This window comes from Microbacterium sp. zg.Y1084, from assembly GCF_024623595.1.
GTDB classification, from domain to species: Bacteria; Actinomycetota; Actinomycetes; order Actinomycetales; family Microbacteriaceae; genus Microbacterium; species Microbacterium wangruii.
Window position 1 is genome coordinate 576,639 of sequence record NZ_JANJGV010000003.1, and the last position, 16,170, is coordinate 592,808.

Genomic DNA, 16,170 nt, shown 5'->3' on the forward strand with positions numbered 1-16,170 from the left:
GTGTCTCGGGGAGTGCGTCAGTCGAGGATGAACTCGTCCTCGACGGGCACGAACTCGGAGTAGTAGGGCAGTGCGCCGTCGAGCACGGGCACGTCCACCAGAGCGCCGGTGGCGTCGCCGGACTGGAAGGCCATCGGCACGGTCGCGCCCGCGGGCACGCCCAGGTCGGTGAAGAGGATGGGGTCCACGTCCACGCCGAGGCTCACGGCCTCACCGGCGGGGAGGACGAAGGTCTCCGCCTCGCCGTTCTCGATGGCGATGGTGATCTCCTGCGCCTCGAGCGAGGTGTTCACCAGCGCGCCGATGAAGTTGCCCAGCGTGCCGTCCTCGTTGGCGATGACCATCGCGTTGCGCACCTCGACGGGGCCCGACGGCGGAATGTTCACCCCGTCAGAGGGGGAGTAGGAGATGGTGGTCGCCTGAGGGGCGATCATGTTGCAACCGGTCGCCCCCACGACGACGGCGGCACCCAGAGCGAGCGACGCGAGCAGGCGCGATTTCACGGTTCCTCCCGGAGAAGCAGACAGCATTCTGAGCATTCTACGCGGAAGGCCCCGAACTGCCGGGACCACCGCCCCCGGCCCGAGCCGGCAAACCTTACCCTATGACCGCTGTGGTATCCTTAAGGTTGCCGAAAGGACATTGCTGCATGCTTTTTGAGGTTGGCGAAACGGTTGTCTACCCGCACCACGGGGCCGCTACGATCATCGAGGTCAAAGAACGGGTCATCAAGGGCGAGACCAAGAAGTATCTCAAACTCAACGTCACTCAGGGAGACCTCATCATCGAGGTCCCGGCGGACAACGTCGATCTCGTGGGCGTTCGCGATGTGATCGGTCAGGAAGGTCTCGACCGCGTGTTCGAGGTGCTGCGCGCGCCGTTCACCGAGGAGCCGACCAACTGGTCGCGCCGGTACAAGGCCAACCTCGAGAAGCTCGCTTCGGGCGACGTGATCAAGGTCAGCGAGGTCGTCCGCGACCTGTGGCGCCGCGATCAGGACCGCGGCCTGTCGGCCGGTGAGAAGCGCATGCTCGCCAAGGCGCGTCAGATCCTCATCTCCGAGCTGGCGCTGGCTGAGAAGACCGACGAGGAGCGCGCAGGCGTCGTCCTCGACGAGGTGCTCGCCAGCTGACTCGCCCGTCCGGGTAGGTTCGAGGCGTGAACATCACGCCTGTGCCGCGCATCGCGGTGATCGTCGTCGCCGCCGGATCCGGCACCCGTCTGGGAGCGGACGCACCCAAGGCCTTCGTGGGGCTCGATCGTCATACGATCCTGCGCCACTGCCTGCAGGGGGTGTTCGTCGCGCCCGAGGCGCAGGTGATCGTGGTCGCCCCGTCGGGGCGTGAGGGCGACGCCCTCACCGACGCGCTGGAGGCCGCCGGCGACCGCCGTGACCTCGTGCAGGTCGTGGTCGGCGGGCAGACGCGGCAGGCCTCGGTCGCCGCCGGACTGCACGCGGTGTGGCCCGACGTGCAGGTCGTGCTCGTGCACGACGCCGCACGCGCGCTCACTCCGCCCGAGGTGTTCGAGCGCGTCATCGCGGCGGTCGACGCGGGGGCCGCGGGCGCGATCCCCGTGCTGCCGGTGGTCGACACTCTGAAGCGGGTGGAGGGCGAACGCATCGCCGCCGCGGTGGACCGTGCCGAGCTGGCCGCCGCGCAGACCCCGCAGGGGTTCCGCCGCGACGTGATCGATGCCGCGTACCGCGCGGCGGCGGAGGAGTTCACCGACGACGCCGCGCTCGTGGCATCCGCCGGTCATGACGTCGCCACGGTCGCCGGATCGGAACGAAGCTTCAAGATCACCACGCCGGCCGACCTCGAGCGTGCCCGCGCGCTCGTCGCGCCCGTGCCTCCCGCCGCCGCGCCGATCGACGCGGCGCCCCGCGCACCGCGGGTGGGCGTGGGCACCGACGTGCACGCCGTCGGCGGCACCGGCACGCTGTGGCTGGCCGGACTGGAATGGCCGGGGGAGCAGCCGCTGTCGGGACACTCCGACGGGGATGCCGTCGCCCACGCCATCGTCGATGCGCTGCTGGCCGCTGCCGGTCTGGGCGATATCGGCACGCACTTCGGCACCGACCGGCCCGAGTACGCCGGCGCCCACGCCGATGCGTTCCTCGCCCGCACGCGCGCGCTGCTGGGTGAGGCGGGCTGGGCGGTGGGCAACGTCTCGGTGCAGGTGCAGGCCAGACGTCCCCGGTTCGCCGACCGCCGCGTCGAGGCCGAGCAGGTGCTGTCCGCGGCCCTCGGCGGGGCGGCGGTGTCGGTGTCGGCCACCACGACCGACGGACTGGGTTTCACCGGCACCGGTGAGGGCGTGGCGGCGTTCGCCGTAGCGATGATCGTCCCCGCCTGACCGCCGGCGATCGCGCCGTCGGCGCCGTCAGCCGCTGAGCTCGCGGACGAAGAACATCGACAGCGGGTCGTCGGTGTAGTCGGCGAACGGTCCGCAGGGCGTGAACCCCTCGCTGAGGTAGAGCGTGCGCGCGGCCGTGAACTCCGGCCCGGAGCCGGTCTCCAGCTGCAGCCGCTCCAGGCCCCTGCCCGTCGCCTCGGCCGTGATGTGGCGCAGCAGGGCGCGGCCGACGCCGCGGCGCAGGTGGTCCGGCGCCACGCGCATCGACTTCACCTCGCCGTGCGCGGCATCCCGCTGCAGGAGGGCGCCGACCCCGGCGATGTCGTCCCCGTCCCAGGCCGACCACACCGTGATGAGCGGATGCCGCAGCTGCGCGACGCCCAGCGCGTGAACGCTCTCAGCGGGACACTGCGCATGCATGGCGTCGAGGTGCGCGGCGATGAGCGCGCACGTCGCCGTGCCGGTGAGGTCGTCGACGATGATCTGCAGGGTCATGGCGGCCTCCTCAGCCTTCCAGTGCGTAGGGAGCGGGATCCCGGGGTGTGCGGGAGCCGGCGGCGAGCAGCACGAGACCCGCCACGAGCACGGCCAGCCCGATCAGCGCCGCGACGCTGAGTCGTTCGCCGAGCACGCCGATGCCGAGCAGCGTCGCCGTGAGCGGCTCGGCGAGAGTGAGGGTCGCCGCCGTCGCGGCCGTCAGCCGCAGCAGCCCCACGGTGAACAGCGTGTAGGCGATGCCGACGGTTGCGAGGCCGAGCCACAGCGTCATCGCGATGCCGTCGGGCGAGGCCAGCCACGCCAGGTCGGCGAAGAACAGCATCACGACGCCCCACGCCGCCCCGCCGAGCCCCATCGCGCCGCCGATGGTGAAGGGATCCCAGCCGGCATCCATCAGCCGCCGCTGCACGTTGGCCTGCACGGCGAACGCGGTGCCCGCTGCGAGCGAGGCCAGCAGGCCCAGCGGGTCGCTGCCGCCGCCGCCGCCCGCGGCCGTCGTGCCTCCCACGCCCAGCAGCACCACGCCCGCCGTCGCGAGCGTCGTCGCCGTCAGCCACGTGCGCGAAGGGACGCGCCGGGTCAGCGCCCACTCCACCAGGCCGGCGATGACCGGCGCCGATCCCAGCGCGATCACCGTGCCGACGGCCACGCCGTTGCGCTCGGCACCCAGGAAGAACAGCGGCTGGTACAGCGCCAGGCACGTGCCGGTGGTCGCCATCAGCAGCACGGCGCGACGGTCGAGCACCGGCCGGGGAGCGGGGGCGGCGCCGGACGCCGCAGCGGCCCGACGTCGCTGACGCGCCCCCAGGGTGAACGCCAGGGCAGCCAGCGCCGCGCCGCCGAGGGTCAGGCGCACCGCGCCGACCGCCCAGGGCGTGCTGTCGGCCGGACCGAGCGCCTGCGCGGTGCCCGTCGTGCCGAACAGCACCGCGGCGGCGAGGACGGCGAGCACGGGGAACATGCTTCCGTTGTAGCGGACCCGTGTGTCCGGCTCGTGACGCGCGCCCAGGAACCGGGCGCCGCCGCCGGTAGGCTGGTGCAGTGAACACCGGCGGTACGGGCGTGAAGCTCTATGACACGAAGGCGCAGCAGCTGCGCGACTTCGTCCCCGCCGACCCCCGCAACGTCACCGTCTACGTCTGCGGTCCGACCGTGCAGTCGGGGCCGCACATCGGCCACCTGCGCGGCGCGCTGAGCTTCGACATCCTGCGCCGCTGGCTCGCCCACCGGTTCGGACGCGTCACCTTCGTGCGCAACGTCACCGACATCGACGACAAGGTGCTCGCCAACGCGACCGCCGACGAGCCCTGGTGGGCGCTGGCCTACCGCATGGAGCAGGCGTTCTCGCGCGCCTACACGACCATCGGCATCCTGCCGCCGACCTACGAGCCCCGGGCCACCGCGTCGATCCCGCAGATGCTCGAGCTCATCGACCGGCTCATCGACGCCGGTCACGCCTACCCCGCGGGCGAGGGCGACGTGTACTTCGATGTGCGCTCCTGGCCGTCGTACGGCGAGCTGACGCGCCAGTCGCTCGACGCCATGGAGCCGGCCGCCGACGCCGACCCGCGCGGCAAGCGCGACCCCCGCGACTTCGCGCTGTGGAAGGGCGCGAAGGCCGACGAACCGGCGGATGCCGTGTGGGAGTCGCCGTGGGGCCGTGGCCGCCCCGGCTGGCACATCGAGTGCTCCGCCATGTCGCGGCGCTACCTCGGGCCGTCGTTCGACATCCACGGCGGCGGGCTCGACCTGCGCTTCCCGCACCACGAGAACGAGCTCGCCCAGTCCACCGCCGCCGGCGACGCGTTCGCGGCGTACTGGGTGCACAACGGACTGGTCACCGTCGGCGACCAGAAGATGTCGAAGTCGCTCGGCAACTTCCTGCTCGCCGACGAGGTGCTCGCGCAGTACGACCCGCTGGTCGTGCGGTACGCGCTCGCGGCGGCGCACTACCGCTCGAACCTCGACATCACGGCGGCGTCGTTCGACGAGGCTGCGGCGGCGCTCGATCGCATCCGCACCTTCCAGGTGCGTGCGGCGCGGGTGCTGGGCGCGGGCAGCTGGCTCACCGTCGCCGACCTGCCCGCCGCCTTCGCTGCCGCGATGGACGACGACCTCGGCGTGCCGCAGGCCCTCGCCGTCGTGCACGAGACCGTCCGGGCGGGTAACGCCGCTCTGGACGGCGACGACCGGGATGCCGCGGCGCGCGCGGCCGTGCAGGTGGGCCGGATGACCGGCCTGCTGGGCCTGAACCCCGAGGACCCGCAGTGGCGCACCGGCGATGGGGGAGCTGCGGCATCCGCGCTCGACGCGCTCGTGCAGACGATCCCAGCGCGCGCAGGCGCGCATCGACAAGGACTGGCCGGCGGCCGACCGCATCAGAGATGCGATCGCGGCCGCCGGCATCACTCTGGAGGACACTCCGGACGGAACACATTGGAGTCTGAACAATGGCTAAGCCAGGGCGCCCCGGCGCAAGCAAGAGCAGCAAGAAGGGCCCGACCAAGGGCACCGGCGGCAAGAACAAGCGGTCCCTCGAGGGGCGCGGTCCGACACCGAAGGCGGAGGAGCGCGCCTGGCACCCGGCCGGCAAGCGCAAGGCTGCGGCCGAGCGCTACGCCGCCGCCGGCGGCAAGGGCGCGCCCGGGCAGAAGCCCGCGCCGCAGCGCCGCGCGAAGAAGGACGACGACACCGAGATCGTCACCGGCCGCAACTCCGTGCTCGAGGCGCTGCGGGCGAAGATCCCCGCCACCGCGTTCTACATCGCGCAGCGCGTGGAGATGGACGACCGTGTCAAGGAGATGCTGTCGATCGCGACCCACCGCGGCATCCCGGTGCTCGAGGTGACCCGCCCGGAGCTCGACCGCATGGCCGGCTTCGACGGTGTGCACCAGGGCGTCGCGATCAAGGTGCCGCCGTACGAGTACGCCCACCCGCAGGATCTGCTGGAGCAGATCATCGACCGCGACCAGGTGCCGCTGCTGGTCGCCCTCGACGGCGTGACCGACCCCCGCAACCTGGGTGCCATCATCCGCTCCACGGCAGCGTTCGGCGGGCACGGCGTGATCCTCCCGCAGCGTCGCAGCGCGAGCGTCAACGCCGCCGCCTGGAAGACCAGCGCCGGAGCGGCCGCCCGCATCCCCGTGGCCATTGCGCCGAACCTCACCACGACGCTCAAGGAGTTCAAGAAGCAGGGCGTGTTCGTGCTGGGTCTGGATGGCGGGGGCGACGTGTCGCTGCCCGAGCTCCAGCTCGCCGATCGGCCCGTGGTGATCGTCGTCGGCTCGGAGGGCAAGGGCCTGTCGCGTCTGGTCACCGAGACGTGCGACCAGATCGTGTCCATCCCGATCTCGGCGGCGACGGAGTCGCTGAACGCCGGCATCGCGGCATCCGTCGCGCTGTACCAGGTGTCGACGATGCGCTCCACGGAGGTCTGAGACCCATGACCCGCATCGCCGTCATCGGGGGGACCGGATACGCCGGCCGCCACATCGTCACCGAGGCTCTGGACCGCGGCCACACCGTGATCTCGGTCGCACGCACCCTCCCCGGCGACCGCATCGAGGGCGCGACCTACCTCGTCGGCACGATTCTGGACGTGCCCACCCTCATCGCCCAGCTCGACGGTGTCGAAGCCGTCGTCGTCGCCACGTCGCCGCGCGGCGACATGGAGGGCAAGATGCGCGGCGCCATCGCCGAACTGGTCGCGGCGCTCCCCGAAGAGGTGCGCGTCGGCGTCATCGGCGGCGCGGGCGGCAGCCTCGTGGCCCCGGGCGGTCCGCGGCTGATCGACACCGACTTCCCCGAGGAGTTCAAGCCCGAGGCGTTCGAGGCGATCGGCGTGCTCGAGGATCTTCAGGCGACGGATGCCGCGCGCGACTGGTTCTTCGTGCACCCGGCCGCCGCCTTCGGCGCGTTCAACCCGGGGGAGCGCACCGGGCGCTACCGCGACGGCGGCGACGTGATGGTCACCGACGAGGCGGGGGAGTCGCACCTTTCGGGGGCGGACCTCGCCGTCGCGGTGCTCGACGAGATCGAGTCGCCGCGGCACCACCGGGAGCGCTTCACCGTCGGCTACTGACGCCGACGCAACGCGCCGGCCGGTCAGACCAGGTCGCGCCAGTCGACGTCGTCGTCCTCGTCCTCTGACACGGGGACCGCTCCGGTGGGCAGCGACATCGCCAGCGACAGCGTCTCGGTCTGCGGGCCGACGACCGTCGCCTCATCCCGGCGGTGGCGCAGCACGTTCTCGATGTACGAGGTCAGGGTCTCCGCGAGCGGCACGGAACGGCCGCGGGCCTGAGACATGTACCAGCGGTGCTCCAGCACCTGGTGGAACACCTCGGCGGGTTCGAGCTTGGCCCGCAGGTCCCAGGGAATGGCCTTCACCACCGGCTCGAACACGCGCGTCAGCCACTCGTGGGCGACCATCTCCTCGTCGGTCCCCAGGCGCGAGACGCGGGCGGCGAATTCGTCGAGGTCGTTGAGCAGCCGGCGCGCCTGGTTCTCCTCGACATCGAGGCCCGTCAGGCGCAGCAGCCGTCGCTGGTGGTGCCCGGCATCCACCACCTTCGGCTGGATGGACACCCGGGTGCCGTCCGCCGTGGAGTCGATCGACATCTCGTCGATGTCGAAGCCCAGGTCGTTGAGGCGCTTGACCCGCTCGGTGATGCGCCACGACTCGTTGGCAGCGAACGTCTCCTGGTCGGTCAGCGCGCCCCACAGTGAGTGGTACGACGACACGATGCCGTCGGCGATCGCCACGGCATCCACCCCGCCCTCGAGCCGGCCGCCCGCCTCGAGGTCCATGATCTCGCCCGCGATGTTGGTGCGGGCCACGTCGAGGTCGTGCAGGCGCTGGCCGCGGGTGAGGCCGGATTCGTGCAGCTCGCCGGTCTCTGCGTCGACGAGGTACGCGGCGTACGCGCCGGCATCCCGTCGGAAGAGGGTGTTCGACAGCGACACGTCGCCCCAGAAGAATCCCACGTTGTGCAGCCGCACGAGCAGCACCGCGAGTGCATCGACGAGCCGGGCTGCCGTGTCGGGCCGCAGCACCTGGGTGAACAGCGCCCGGTAGGGGAGGGAGAACTTCAGGTGCGCGGTGACCAGAGCAGCCGGCAGCGGCTCTCCGTTGTCATCGGTGCGGCCGGCGATGACCGCCACCCTGCTGACGCAGGGGATGTCCAGGCGCGACAGATTGCCGAGCATGTCGTACTCGCGCCGGGCCATCTGCTCGGTCGTCTCCTTGATGGCGACGACCTTGTCGGACAGGTTGGCGAAGCGCACCAGGTGGCGGGACAGGCCCTTGGGCAGGAAGACGATGTGCTGCGACGGCCACTCGGCCAGCGACGTGGACCACGGCAGCGACAGCAGTGCGGGGTCGATCGTGCTGGCGGTGATGCGGAGGGCTGAAGACACGGGTACTCCTCGCAAAACGACACGGCGCGGGCAGCCTCAAGGCTACCCGCGCCGCGCGGTGACTTCGTTCGATCAGGCCGAGACGACGGGCTTGTCGTTCAGACGCTCGCCCGACTCGATGTCGAAGGCGTGCACGTGACCGGCGGATGCCGCCAGGGTGACCGTCTCGCCCGCGTTCGGGTGGTTGCGGCCGTCGACGCGAGCGACGAGGTCGGCGCGCTTGCCGTTGATCTCGGTGTGGCCGTAGAGGTAGCCGTCGGCGCCGAGCTCCTCGACGAGGTCCACCATGACCGAGAGGCCGCGACCGTCGGCGGGGCCGACGACGATGTCCTCGGGGCGGACGCCCACCGTGACCTGGCTGCCGTTGGCACGGCCGACGGTGTCGCGGTCCAGCGGAACGACCTCGTCGCCGAAGCGCACGCCGCCCTCGGCGAGGTCCGCGGCGAAGAGGTTCATCGCGGGCGAGCCGATGAAGCCGGCGACGAACACGTTGTTCGGCTTCTCGTAGAGGTCGCGCGGGGTGCCGACCTGCTGCAGCAGACCGTCCTTGAGCACCGCGATGCGGTCACCCATGGTGAGGGCCTCGGTCTGGTCGTGCGTGACGTAGACCGTGGTGACGCCCAGGCGGCGCTGGAGCGAGGCGATCTGGGTGCGGGTCTGCACGCGCAGCTTGGCGTCGAGGTTCGACAGCGGCTCGTCCATGAGGAACACCTGGGGCTGACGCACGATGGCGCGGCCCATGGCGACACGCTGACGCTGACCACCCGAGAGGGCCTTCGGCTTGCGGGTCAGGTACTCCTCGAGGTCGAGCAGCTTGGCGGCCTCGAGCACGCGGGCGGCGCGCTCTTCCTTGCCGACGCCGGCGATCTTCAGTGCGAAGCCCATGTTCTCGGCGACGGTCATGTGCGGGTACAGCGCGTAGTTCTGGAACACCATCGCGATGTCGCGGTCCTTCGGCGGGACGTCGGTGACGTCGCGGTCGCCGATGAGGATGCGGCCGGAGTTGACCTCTTCGAGGCCGGCCAGCATGCGCAGCGACGTGGACTTGCCACAGCCGGAGGGGCCGACCAGCACCAGGAACTCGCCGTCGGCGACCTCGAGGTTGAGCTTGTCGACCGCAGGGCGCGTGCCCCCGGGGTACAGACGCGTTGCGTTGTCGAATGTGACGGACGCCATGGTCTCTTCTCCTTCACCGGCAGGTACGTGCCGGACGATCCGTAGTGAATGAGCGGGGGGTTGCCCGCGCGCCCGTCATCGGGCGTGCGTTCAGTATGCCATGCCCGGACACCGTGTCTGGGCATTTCCCAGCGACCCTGACTAGCATCGAGAAGGCCGCCACACCCGAGCGGCAACAGTCGGGAAACCGGCCGCACGACTTCCAGAAGGTTCAATGTCCAGCCACGACCCCTCGAACGCACCGGTCAAGCGCGACGCCCGCGAGGCGCTGCGTGCGAAGGCCCAGCAGGTGCAGGCCCAGCAGTCGCGCCGGCGTCTGGTTCAGCGATCCCTGATGGCGGTCGCGGGCCTTGCGGTCATCGCCGTGATCGCGGGGTCGCTGGTGTGGGTGTTCTCGAACAACGCCTCCCAGCCGCAGCTCGCGCCCACCAACGTGACCGACAACGGCTTCGCGATCTCGTCGGTTTCTGGTGTGGCCGGCGCGGGCGCCGCAGCCACCTTGGATGCCACGGCGACGCCGGAGGTCGCGGCGACGGAGCCGGATGCCGAGGCTGATGCAACCGCTGCCGCGGGCGAGTCCGCGGCCGTCGACATCCGGGTGTACGTGGACTACCTTTCCGAGGGCTCCCGCACGTTCCAGATGGCGAACATGTCGCAGCTGGCCAGCTGGGTCGAGGATGGCTCGGCGACGCTGACCTACCACCCGGTCGCGATGCTCAGCGCGAAGTCCAACGGGACCAAGTACTCGCTGCGCGCGGCCAGTGCCGCAGCGTGCGTGGCGACCCACTCGAGCGACGCGTTCTTCGCGTACACGAACGAGCTGCTCACCCGCCAGCCCGCGGTCGACGCCGACGGCATGTCCGACAAGGAGCTCGCCGACCTGGCGCAGGCATCCGGTGTGGAAGCGCCGAAGGAGGTGCGCGCGTGCATCGAAGAGGGGCGCTTCGCCGCCTGGGCGCGCACCGCGACCGACAACGCGCTCGAGGGCATTCCGGGCACCGATGACCTCGCATTGACGGGCACGCCGACCGTGCTCGTGAACGGTGAGCCCTACGTGGGAGCCCTGGACGACCCGGCCGAGTTCGCGCAGTTCGTGATGACGCTCGCCAGCGACGCGTACTTCAGGGAATCGTCCACCCCGAGTCCCACGCCGACGCCCGCGTCGTGACGCGCGATCGCCCCGATAGACTGGGCGATCTGCCGGCTTGGCGCAATTGGTAGCGCACCGTACTTGTAATACGGGGGTTGCAGGTTCAAGTCCTGTAGCCGGCACCAGACTCTGTCGCCGCGCACCTACGCGCCTGGCTATCGTTGTGCAGCGAGGGAATCGTCGAGCAGGATCGCCGCCTGCTCGAACCCGGCCGGATCGGGTCCCGCGAAGTTGAGTCGCAGGTACCGTCCGGCGGGTTCGGCGGGGAACCACTCATCACCGCCCGCGATCGCGAGCCCTCTCGCTTCGGCGTCTTGCACGAGTCGATCGAGGTCGACGGTGTCGGGCAAGCGAACCCAGAGGTTGAGTCCTCCTGGCGGCACGGATGCGATGGTCGCGTCGGAGACTCGTGAGGTGAGCGCGTCGACGAGGAGGTCTCGACGATGGCGCAGCTGCTTTCGCAGGGCGCGTCGGTGCGTCTGCCAGCCTGGCTGGGAGACGACATCCAATGCGGCGGCCTGAAGGAGGCCGCTGACGTACATCGACTGCGCCTGCAACTCGGAGAGGAGCCGCGTGCGGATCGGGCCGCGGGCGATCACCGCAGCGACGCGGATCGCCGGCGAGATGCTCTTGGTCAGGGAACGCAGGTAGACGACGTGCCCGCTGTCATCTCGAGCGGCCAACGGGACCGCGTCCGTGGTGATCCCGAAATCGTGCGCCCAGTCGTCCTCGATGAGGAACGCACGATGAGACCGCACGATCTTCAGGACCGTGTCGCCCGTCAATCGGCTCCACTGTGCGCCAGTCGGATTCGCGTAGTTCGGCTGCGCGTAGAAACCCCGCGCCCCGGTCTCGCTGAACGCCCTGTCCAGCGCATCCAGGTCGGGCCCGTCTGTGCCCGTCGGGATGGGAATGAGTGTGACGCCGACCTGCCGAGCGGCGAGGATCGCGCCCCAATACGTGGGGGACTCGATGAGCATTGTGTTGCGGGAACCCGCGATGCTGCGGAAAAGCGCCCCGAGGCCGAGCTGGCTGCCGGGAAGCACGATCACGTCCTGCGCACTCGGCGGCGTGATCTGCGCCGGCGTCTGCGCGGCCAACTCCGACGCGAACCACACGCGCAATCCTGTCGATCCGGCTGAGTCACTCCGTTGCAACGCTGCATCGCTTCTGGCGGCGCGGGTCACCGCGGCGCGCACCAGACGCTCGGGGAGGAGTTCTCGATCGGGATACCCCGAGTGCAGGGCAATCGCGTCAGGACGTGTTGCGCGCAGCGCCGCAGACGTTGTCGGCAGCGCCTGCCCGGCAGCCCCCAGCGAGCCGGTCTGCCAGGAGTAGTCCTGCGGTCGCGCTCTGCGTGCCGCAGCGACGAAGGTGCCGACCCCGGGTCGTGTCTCGATGAGGCCGCGAGCGGTCAGCGATCTCAAGGCCGACTGCACCGTGACAGGACTCGCTGCGTGTCGCGCAGCGAGTTCCCGCGTCGACGGCAACCGAGCACCGGGTGGCGCGGAAGCCAACCACGCTGCGAGGTCAGCCGCGATGCGCGCACTGCTACTGTCATTCATGAACGCACATAGTAGCGCTACTGAATTGATGGCTCGCCCGCTACCGGTTCCCCGAAACGGAATCGCCTGGGGCTTCGCCGGCGTCGTGGCTTTCTCCCTCACCGTCCCGATGACTCGTCTCGCTGTCGAGTCGGGCCACATGTCCGCCCTTTTCGTCGGCAGCGCGCGCGGTGTCGTCGCGGCATCCATCGCGGCCATCGCCCTGATGATCACTCGGTCGCTCCGCCCACGCGGACGTCAGTGGGTCAGCGTCGGCATCGTGGCGATGGGAGCTGTGCTCGGCTTCCCGTTGTTGACCTCGCTGGCCCTGACGCAGACGCAAGCGAGCCACGGAGCCGTCGTCATCGCATTGCTGCCCGCGACGACCGCGGTGGTCTCGGTGCTCCGCACCGGAGAGCGCCCAACCGCGATGTTCTGGGTGGCTGCAGGCGCCGGTGCCGTCGCGGCTGTGACCTTCGCGGCCGTTCATGCCGGCGGCCTCGGTCAGATGGGTCCCGCTGACGGCCTGCTCTTCGCGGCCGTCATCGTCTGTGCCATCGCGTACGCCGAGGGGGGTGTGCTCTCGCGCGAACTCGGCGCGTGGCAGACGATCTCTTGGGCACTCGTCGTCGCTGCACCTGTGATGGCGGTCTTGACGGTGGTGGCGGTGGTCTCTCATGCACCGACGGGAACCCCGGTCGAGTGGCTCGGGTTCGTGTACCTCTGCGTCGTCAGCATGTTCCTCGGATTCGTCGCCTGGTACCGCGGACTCGCGATCGGCCCGCTCGCCCAGGTCAGCCAGGTTCAGCTGGCCCAGCCTGTGATGAGCATCGGGTGGGCGGCGCTCCTCCTCCACGAACACCTCACCGCGCCGACGCTGATCGGCGGAGCTGTCGTCATCGCCTGCGCACTCGTCGCCGTTCGCACTCGACGCCGGGTCCGACAGTCAGCCCGCGTCAACTCGCGGTTGCCAGCGCATGTTCGGCTGCGACGTGGACGACCCGCGAGACGACGTCGGCCTGGGTCATGAAGACGGCGTGGCTGGCGGAGACGTAGGTGATCTCTGCGCCCGCCCGCTCCGCCATGTGCCTCAGCATCGCCTGGTCGAACGACTGGTCTTCGGTGGCGATGACCGCCCACGCCGGCTTGTCGTGCCACGCAGCGTGCGCCACGGGTGTCGCGAAGGCCGACATGTTGATCGGCACCTGTGAGTCACGCAGGAACGCGGCATCCTCATCGCTGGCGTCCGCCGCGAACCCGATCTTGAAGGTGTCGTGGTTGAGGAAACCGAACCCGTCGTCCCCCACGTCGATGGTGAAGTTCGGGGTGGGCGCGAAGCCCTCGTACTGTCCCGCAGTGTTCTCGCCGCTGTCCGGGGCCAGCGCCGAAACATACACCAAGCCCGCGACCGCGGGGTGGTTGCCAGCCTCGGTGATCACGGTGCCACCCCAGGAGTGGCCGACGAGAATGGTCGGACCATCCTGCATATCGAGCACCCTCAGGGTGGCAGCGATATCGTCCTGCAACGAGGTGAGCGGGTTCTGCACGATCGTGACGCGGTGCCCCTCCGCTGTGAGCTTCTCGTAGACCTTCCGCCAGCCGGAACCGTCCGCGAATGCGCCGTGCACCAGCACCACGTTCTTGATGGACTTCTCCGAAGCCGGGGGCGTCGCATGTGGGGTGGCCCGTCCGACGTTCTCGAGCGTGTGCTCGCTCATGGCATCTCCTGTCGATGATCCGCGTACGGGCACGGTTGCGCCCGTACGTCGATGTTCCGCCGCCGACGGCGCGCGGGTAAGCGTCGACCGACTGGCTCAGGTCGTCGGCGGGTCGTGGCAGGTCACGCGAGTCGCGAGCGGACACGGAGCTGGCGGCGTTGATAGCGCCATAAAGGGTGCAGGTCAGAGTCTGTTTCCATACAATGAACCATGGTGACCCGACCACCGCCTGCAACGGATGCACCTGGTCCCTCCGCGCTCGTCCTTCGCCACATCGAGGAGGTTTTCGGTCCGAGGGGGGCGCCTCAAGCGGTGGTTGCGCGACTATCGCGCCAAGATCGTTGGCCGGAAGCGCTTCCCCGACTCAGCGATCTGGCAGCAGACGGAATGGATGCCGTCGCCGACTTCCGAGCGCTTTCCTCCGAGCTTCGCGGTCATCTTCTTGCGCTGGCTCTCCACGGGGAGGCGGGCGTCGTGCCGCTGGACCTCGCCGCAGCCTCGGCCACCGGGTTCGTCGACGTGGAGCGCGGAGGGCTCATAACCTGGAAATCCGACGTGCACCGCGTAGCCGTCCTCGCCGGCGGTGACCAGGACGATCATCGACTTTCCGGTCACCTCTGCTTCTCCGGGCCCTCCGCCCTGCATGGCGGCGCGCTCCACCTGCTGCTCGCCGGAGAGCCGGTCGAGAGCGCCGACCTCGTCGTTGCCGCCGGGTTCTTCGAGCGAGCGGATCGACCGTCATGGGCGATGTTCTGCCTGGTCAGCGCTGCCTTCGCAGCGGCCACCCCCGCGGCCGCTGCATCCTGCGCGGCGGCTGCAGCGAACCTCGCCGCGTTCGAGGGCGACTTCTCCGAGGCGGAGCGCGTGGTGAAGCACTTCACCCCCAGCGACAGCGGGGTGCTCCTCCGCGAAAGCGCGCCGGCCAGAGCGCTGAGACAAGCGGTCTGCGACAGCAACACCGTCGCCGCGCGGGCCACGGTGCTGGCCCGCCTGCAAGAGCCCGGGCTCACAGCGGACGCAGCCGGACAAGCCCTCGCCGTCTACGCGCTGGCCAGCATCATCGACGGCGAGCCGACCGCCTGGGAAGGGTTCGTCCGCGCGTTCTCCGAGGCGCCTGGCCCCGCGCACCCGGCGATCGCGGCCATCGTGCACACGATCGGCGCACCGGACACGGCATTCGAGCCGCACCTGGATCCGCCTGTGGCCGACGGGCGGGGATGGTCGCAGCTGGTCGGGTGCATCTCCTCGCTCCTTGACGCATTCCGCGATATGCGCCTGGGATTCTCTTCCCTTCCCGCCCTGGGGACGCGTGCGGCGAACCGGCTCGTCCGGGCAGTCGCTGCGACGTGGGGTTCGGTGATGCTCGCACACGACCACCACTGGGCCGTGCTCGAGTCGGAAGTGGAGATCGCTTTGGACACGACGCGAATCGTGCCCGCACCGCTGATGCGGCTCAACGCCGAGACGCTAGCGGCATTGTTCGAGGCCTTCCGCGGAGAACGCGCTGCGGCGCGCGAGCGCCTGGATCGTATCCGCTCCGAGCCGGTGCTGCGTCGCGCATATCGGCTTCGGCTGGTGCTGGACTCGGTCAACGTCATGATCGAGGGGCCGCAGGGGAACTATGAGCACGCCCTGGCTTTGCTGTCCACCCGGGAACCAGACATCCTCGATCTCATCGTCGGCCCGTGCGGCCCTGTGGAGCTTTTCGACTTCGTCGACTACGCGCTCTTGCTCCACCAATACGAGGAGGCGGTCGCCCGTGTCGAGTGGGCCCGGGGGAGCTTGCGCCCACATCAATCGGAGCGGGCGGCCTTCGTGCTGGCGGCCTGCGACGCCGCGATCGCTGCGCGCACCACGTTGACACCCGCGGAAGACCTCCTCGCCCGCGCCCAGACGCTTCCGTATGTGTACGAATCTGCCCGGCTGCGCCTCGTCTACGCCGAAAGGCTGAGGAAGCGGAACCGAATCGCCGACGCTCGCCGCCAGCTGCTTCGTGTCGAGGTGGAATTCAAGGCGGTGCAGTCCGGCGCCTGGATGGGCCGGGTGCAGAGTGAACTCCGCGCATGTCGGCGCGGAGCGGCGATGGGCATCGCCGACCTCACCGAGCAGGAATGGCGAATCGCGGAGCTCGCCGCAGGCGGGCTGTCCAACAAGGAGATCGGTCTCCGACTGCATCTTTCCCCGCGCACGATCGGCGGCCACCTCTACAGGGTCTTCCCGAAACTCGGGGTCACCAGCCGGGCTCAGCTGCGCGACGCCCTGGCCATCGCCCAGCGCGACAAAGTCTCGGGAGCGTAGTGCGGCGTCG

14 protein-coding genes, 1 tRNA gene and 2 pseudogenes are annotated in these 16,170 nt (G+C 70.0%); 9 read left to right on the forward strand and 8 right to left on the reverse strand.

Annotation, left to right across the window (positions count from 1 at the left end):
• Positions 1–17: 17 nt before the first annotated feature.
• The gene (locus tag NQ165_RS07330; RefSeq protein ID WP_257525802.1) at positions 18–530 is read right to left on the reverse strand and encodes a DNA modification methylase; all 513 of its coding nucleotides are present in this window, start codon (positions 528–530) and stop codon (positions 18–20) included.
• 119 nt (positions 531–649) lie between these two features.
• On the opposite strand from NQ165_RS07330, the gene NQ165_RS07335 reads away from it, so the two are divergent.
• Together NQ165_RS07335 and ispD are read left to right on the forward strand one after the other, a co-directional pair.
• Positions 650–1,132 carry a CarD family transcriptional regulator gene (locus NQ165_RS07335; protein WP_191717359.1) on the forward strand — a complete coding sequence of 161 codons (483 nt, stop codon included), beginning with the start codon at positions 650–652 and terminating at the stop codon, positions 1,130–1,132.
• 26 nt (positions 1,133–1,158) lie between these two features.
• Positions 1,159–2,358, forward strand: coding sequence for a 2-C-methyl-D-erythritol 4-phosphate cytidylyltransferase (gene ispD, locus NQ165_RS07340; protein ID WP_257525801.1), 1,200 nt, complete (start codon positions 1,159–1,161; stop codon positions 2,356–2,358).
• Positions 2,359–2,385: 27 nt separating this feature from the next.
• Here the strand turns inward: ispD and NQ165_RS07345 are convergent, their stop codons facing one another.
• On the reverse strand, positions 2,386–2,853 hold the full coding sequence (locus NQ165_RS07345; protein WP_257532253.1) for a GNAT family N-acetyltransferase: 468 nt from the start codon (positions 2,851–2,853) through the stop codon (positions 2,386–2,388).
• 10 nt (positions 2,854–2,863) lie between these two features.
• The gene (locus tag NQ165_RS07350; RefSeq protein WP_257525799.1) at positions 2,864–3,817 is read right to left on the reverse strand and encodes a DMT family transporter; all 954 of its coding nucleotides are present in this window, start codon (positions 3,815–3,817) and stop codon (positions 2,864–2,866) included.
• A gap of 80 nt (positions 3,818–3,897) precedes the next feature.
• Between NQ165_RS07350 and cysS the strand changes: the two are divergent.
• From cysS to NQ165_RS07365, 3 genes and pseudogenes are all read left to right on the forward strand, one after another.
• Positions 3,898–5,314, forward strand: a pseudogene (gene cysS / locus NQ165_RS07355) (cysteine--tRNA ligase).
• Entirely contained in the window at positions 5,307–6,293 is a 987-nt protein-coding gene (rlmB, locus tag NQ165_RS07360) for a 23S rRNA (guanosine(2251)-2'-O)-methyltransferase RlmB (RefSeq protein ID WP_257525797.1), read from the forward strand. Before cysS ends, rlmB begins: the two are co-directional and overlap by 8 nt.
• A 5-nt stretch (positions 6,294–6,298) precedes the next feature.
• Positions 6,299–6,937: an NAD(P)-dependent oxidoreductase gene (locus tag NQ165_RS07365; protein WP_257525796.1), complete on the forward strand. Its 639-nt coding sequence runs from the start codon at positions 6,299–6,301 to the stop codon at positions 6,935–6,937.
• A gap of 23 nt (positions 6,938–6,960) precedes the next feature.
• Here the strand turns inward: NQ165_RS07365 and NQ165_RS07370 are convergent, their stop codons facing one another.
• A complete protein-coding gene (locus NQ165_RS07370) occupies positions 6,961–8,274 on the reverse strand; it encodes a DUF4032 domain-containing protein (protein ID WP_257532256.1) in 1,314 nt (437 codons plus the stop codon).
• A 72-nt stretch (positions 8,275–8,346) separates the two neighbouring features.
• Positions 8,347–9,450: an ABC transporter ATP-binding protein gene (locus NQ165_RS07375; RefSeq protein WP_257517879.1), complete on the reverse strand. Its 1,104-nt coding sequence runs from the start codon at positions 9,448–9,450 to the stop codon at positions 8,347–8,349.
• Positions 9,451–9,664: 214 nt separating this feature from the next.
• Between NQ165_RS07375 and NQ165_RS07380 the strand changes: the two genes are divergently transcribed.
• Positions 9,665–10,618 (forward strand): DsbA family protein, encoded by a 954-nt coding sequence (locus NQ165_RS07380; protein WP_257525794.1) that lies wholly within the window; start codon positions 9,665–9,667, stop codon positions 10,616–10,618.
• A 31-nt stretch (positions 10,619–10,649) separates the two neighbouring features.
• Positions 10,650–10,725, forward strand: a tRNA-Thr gene (locus NQ165_RS07385).
• A gap of 30 nt (positions 10,726–10,755) precedes the next feature.
• Here the strand turns inward: NQ165_RS07385 and NQ165_RS07390 are convergent.
• A complete protein-coding gene (locus NQ165_RS07390) occupies positions 10,756–11,787 on the reverse strand; it encodes a PLP-dependent aminotransferase family protein (protein ID WP_374940933.1) in 1,032 nt (343 codons plus the stop codon).
• A gap of 192 nt (positions 11,788–11,979) precedes the next feature.
• Positions 11,980–12,165, reverse strand: a pseudogene (locus NQ165_RS14710) (GntR family transcriptional regulator); the annotation flags it as partial.
• On the opposite strand from NQ165_RS14710, the gene NQ165_RS07395 reads away from it, so the two are divergent.
• The gene (locus tag NQ165_RS07395; RefSeq protein ID WP_257525792.1) at positions 12,164–13,174 is read left to right on the forward strand and encodes a DMT family transporter; all 1,011 of its coding nucleotides are present in this window, start codon (positions 12,164–12,166) and stop codon (positions 13,172–13,174) included. The pseudogene NQ165_RS14710 and the gene NQ165_RS07395 overlap by 2 nt on opposite strands.
• Here NQ165_RS07395 and NQ165_RS07400 read toward each other — a convergent pair.
• Positions 13,101–13,862 carry an alpha/beta fold hydrolase gene (locus tag NQ165_RS07400; protein ID WP_257525791.1) on the reverse strand — a complete coding sequence of 254 codons (762 nt, stop codon included), beginning with the start codon at positions 13,860–13,862 and terminating at the stop codon, positions 13,101–13,103. The two genes, NQ165_RS07395 and NQ165_RS07400, sit on opposite strands and share 74 nt — an antisense overlap.
• A 387-nt stretch (positions 13,863–14,249) precedes the next feature.
• Between NQ165_RS07400 and NQ165_RS07405 the strand changes: the two genes are divergently transcribed.
• The gene (locus NQ165_RS07405) at positions 14,250–16,160 is read left to right on the forward strand and encodes a LuxR family transcriptional regulator (RefSeq protein ID WP_257525790.1); all 1,911 of its coding nucleotides are present in this window, start codon (positions 14,250–14,252) and stop codon (positions 16,158–16,160) included.
• Positions 16,161–16,170: the final 10 nt, after the last annotated feature.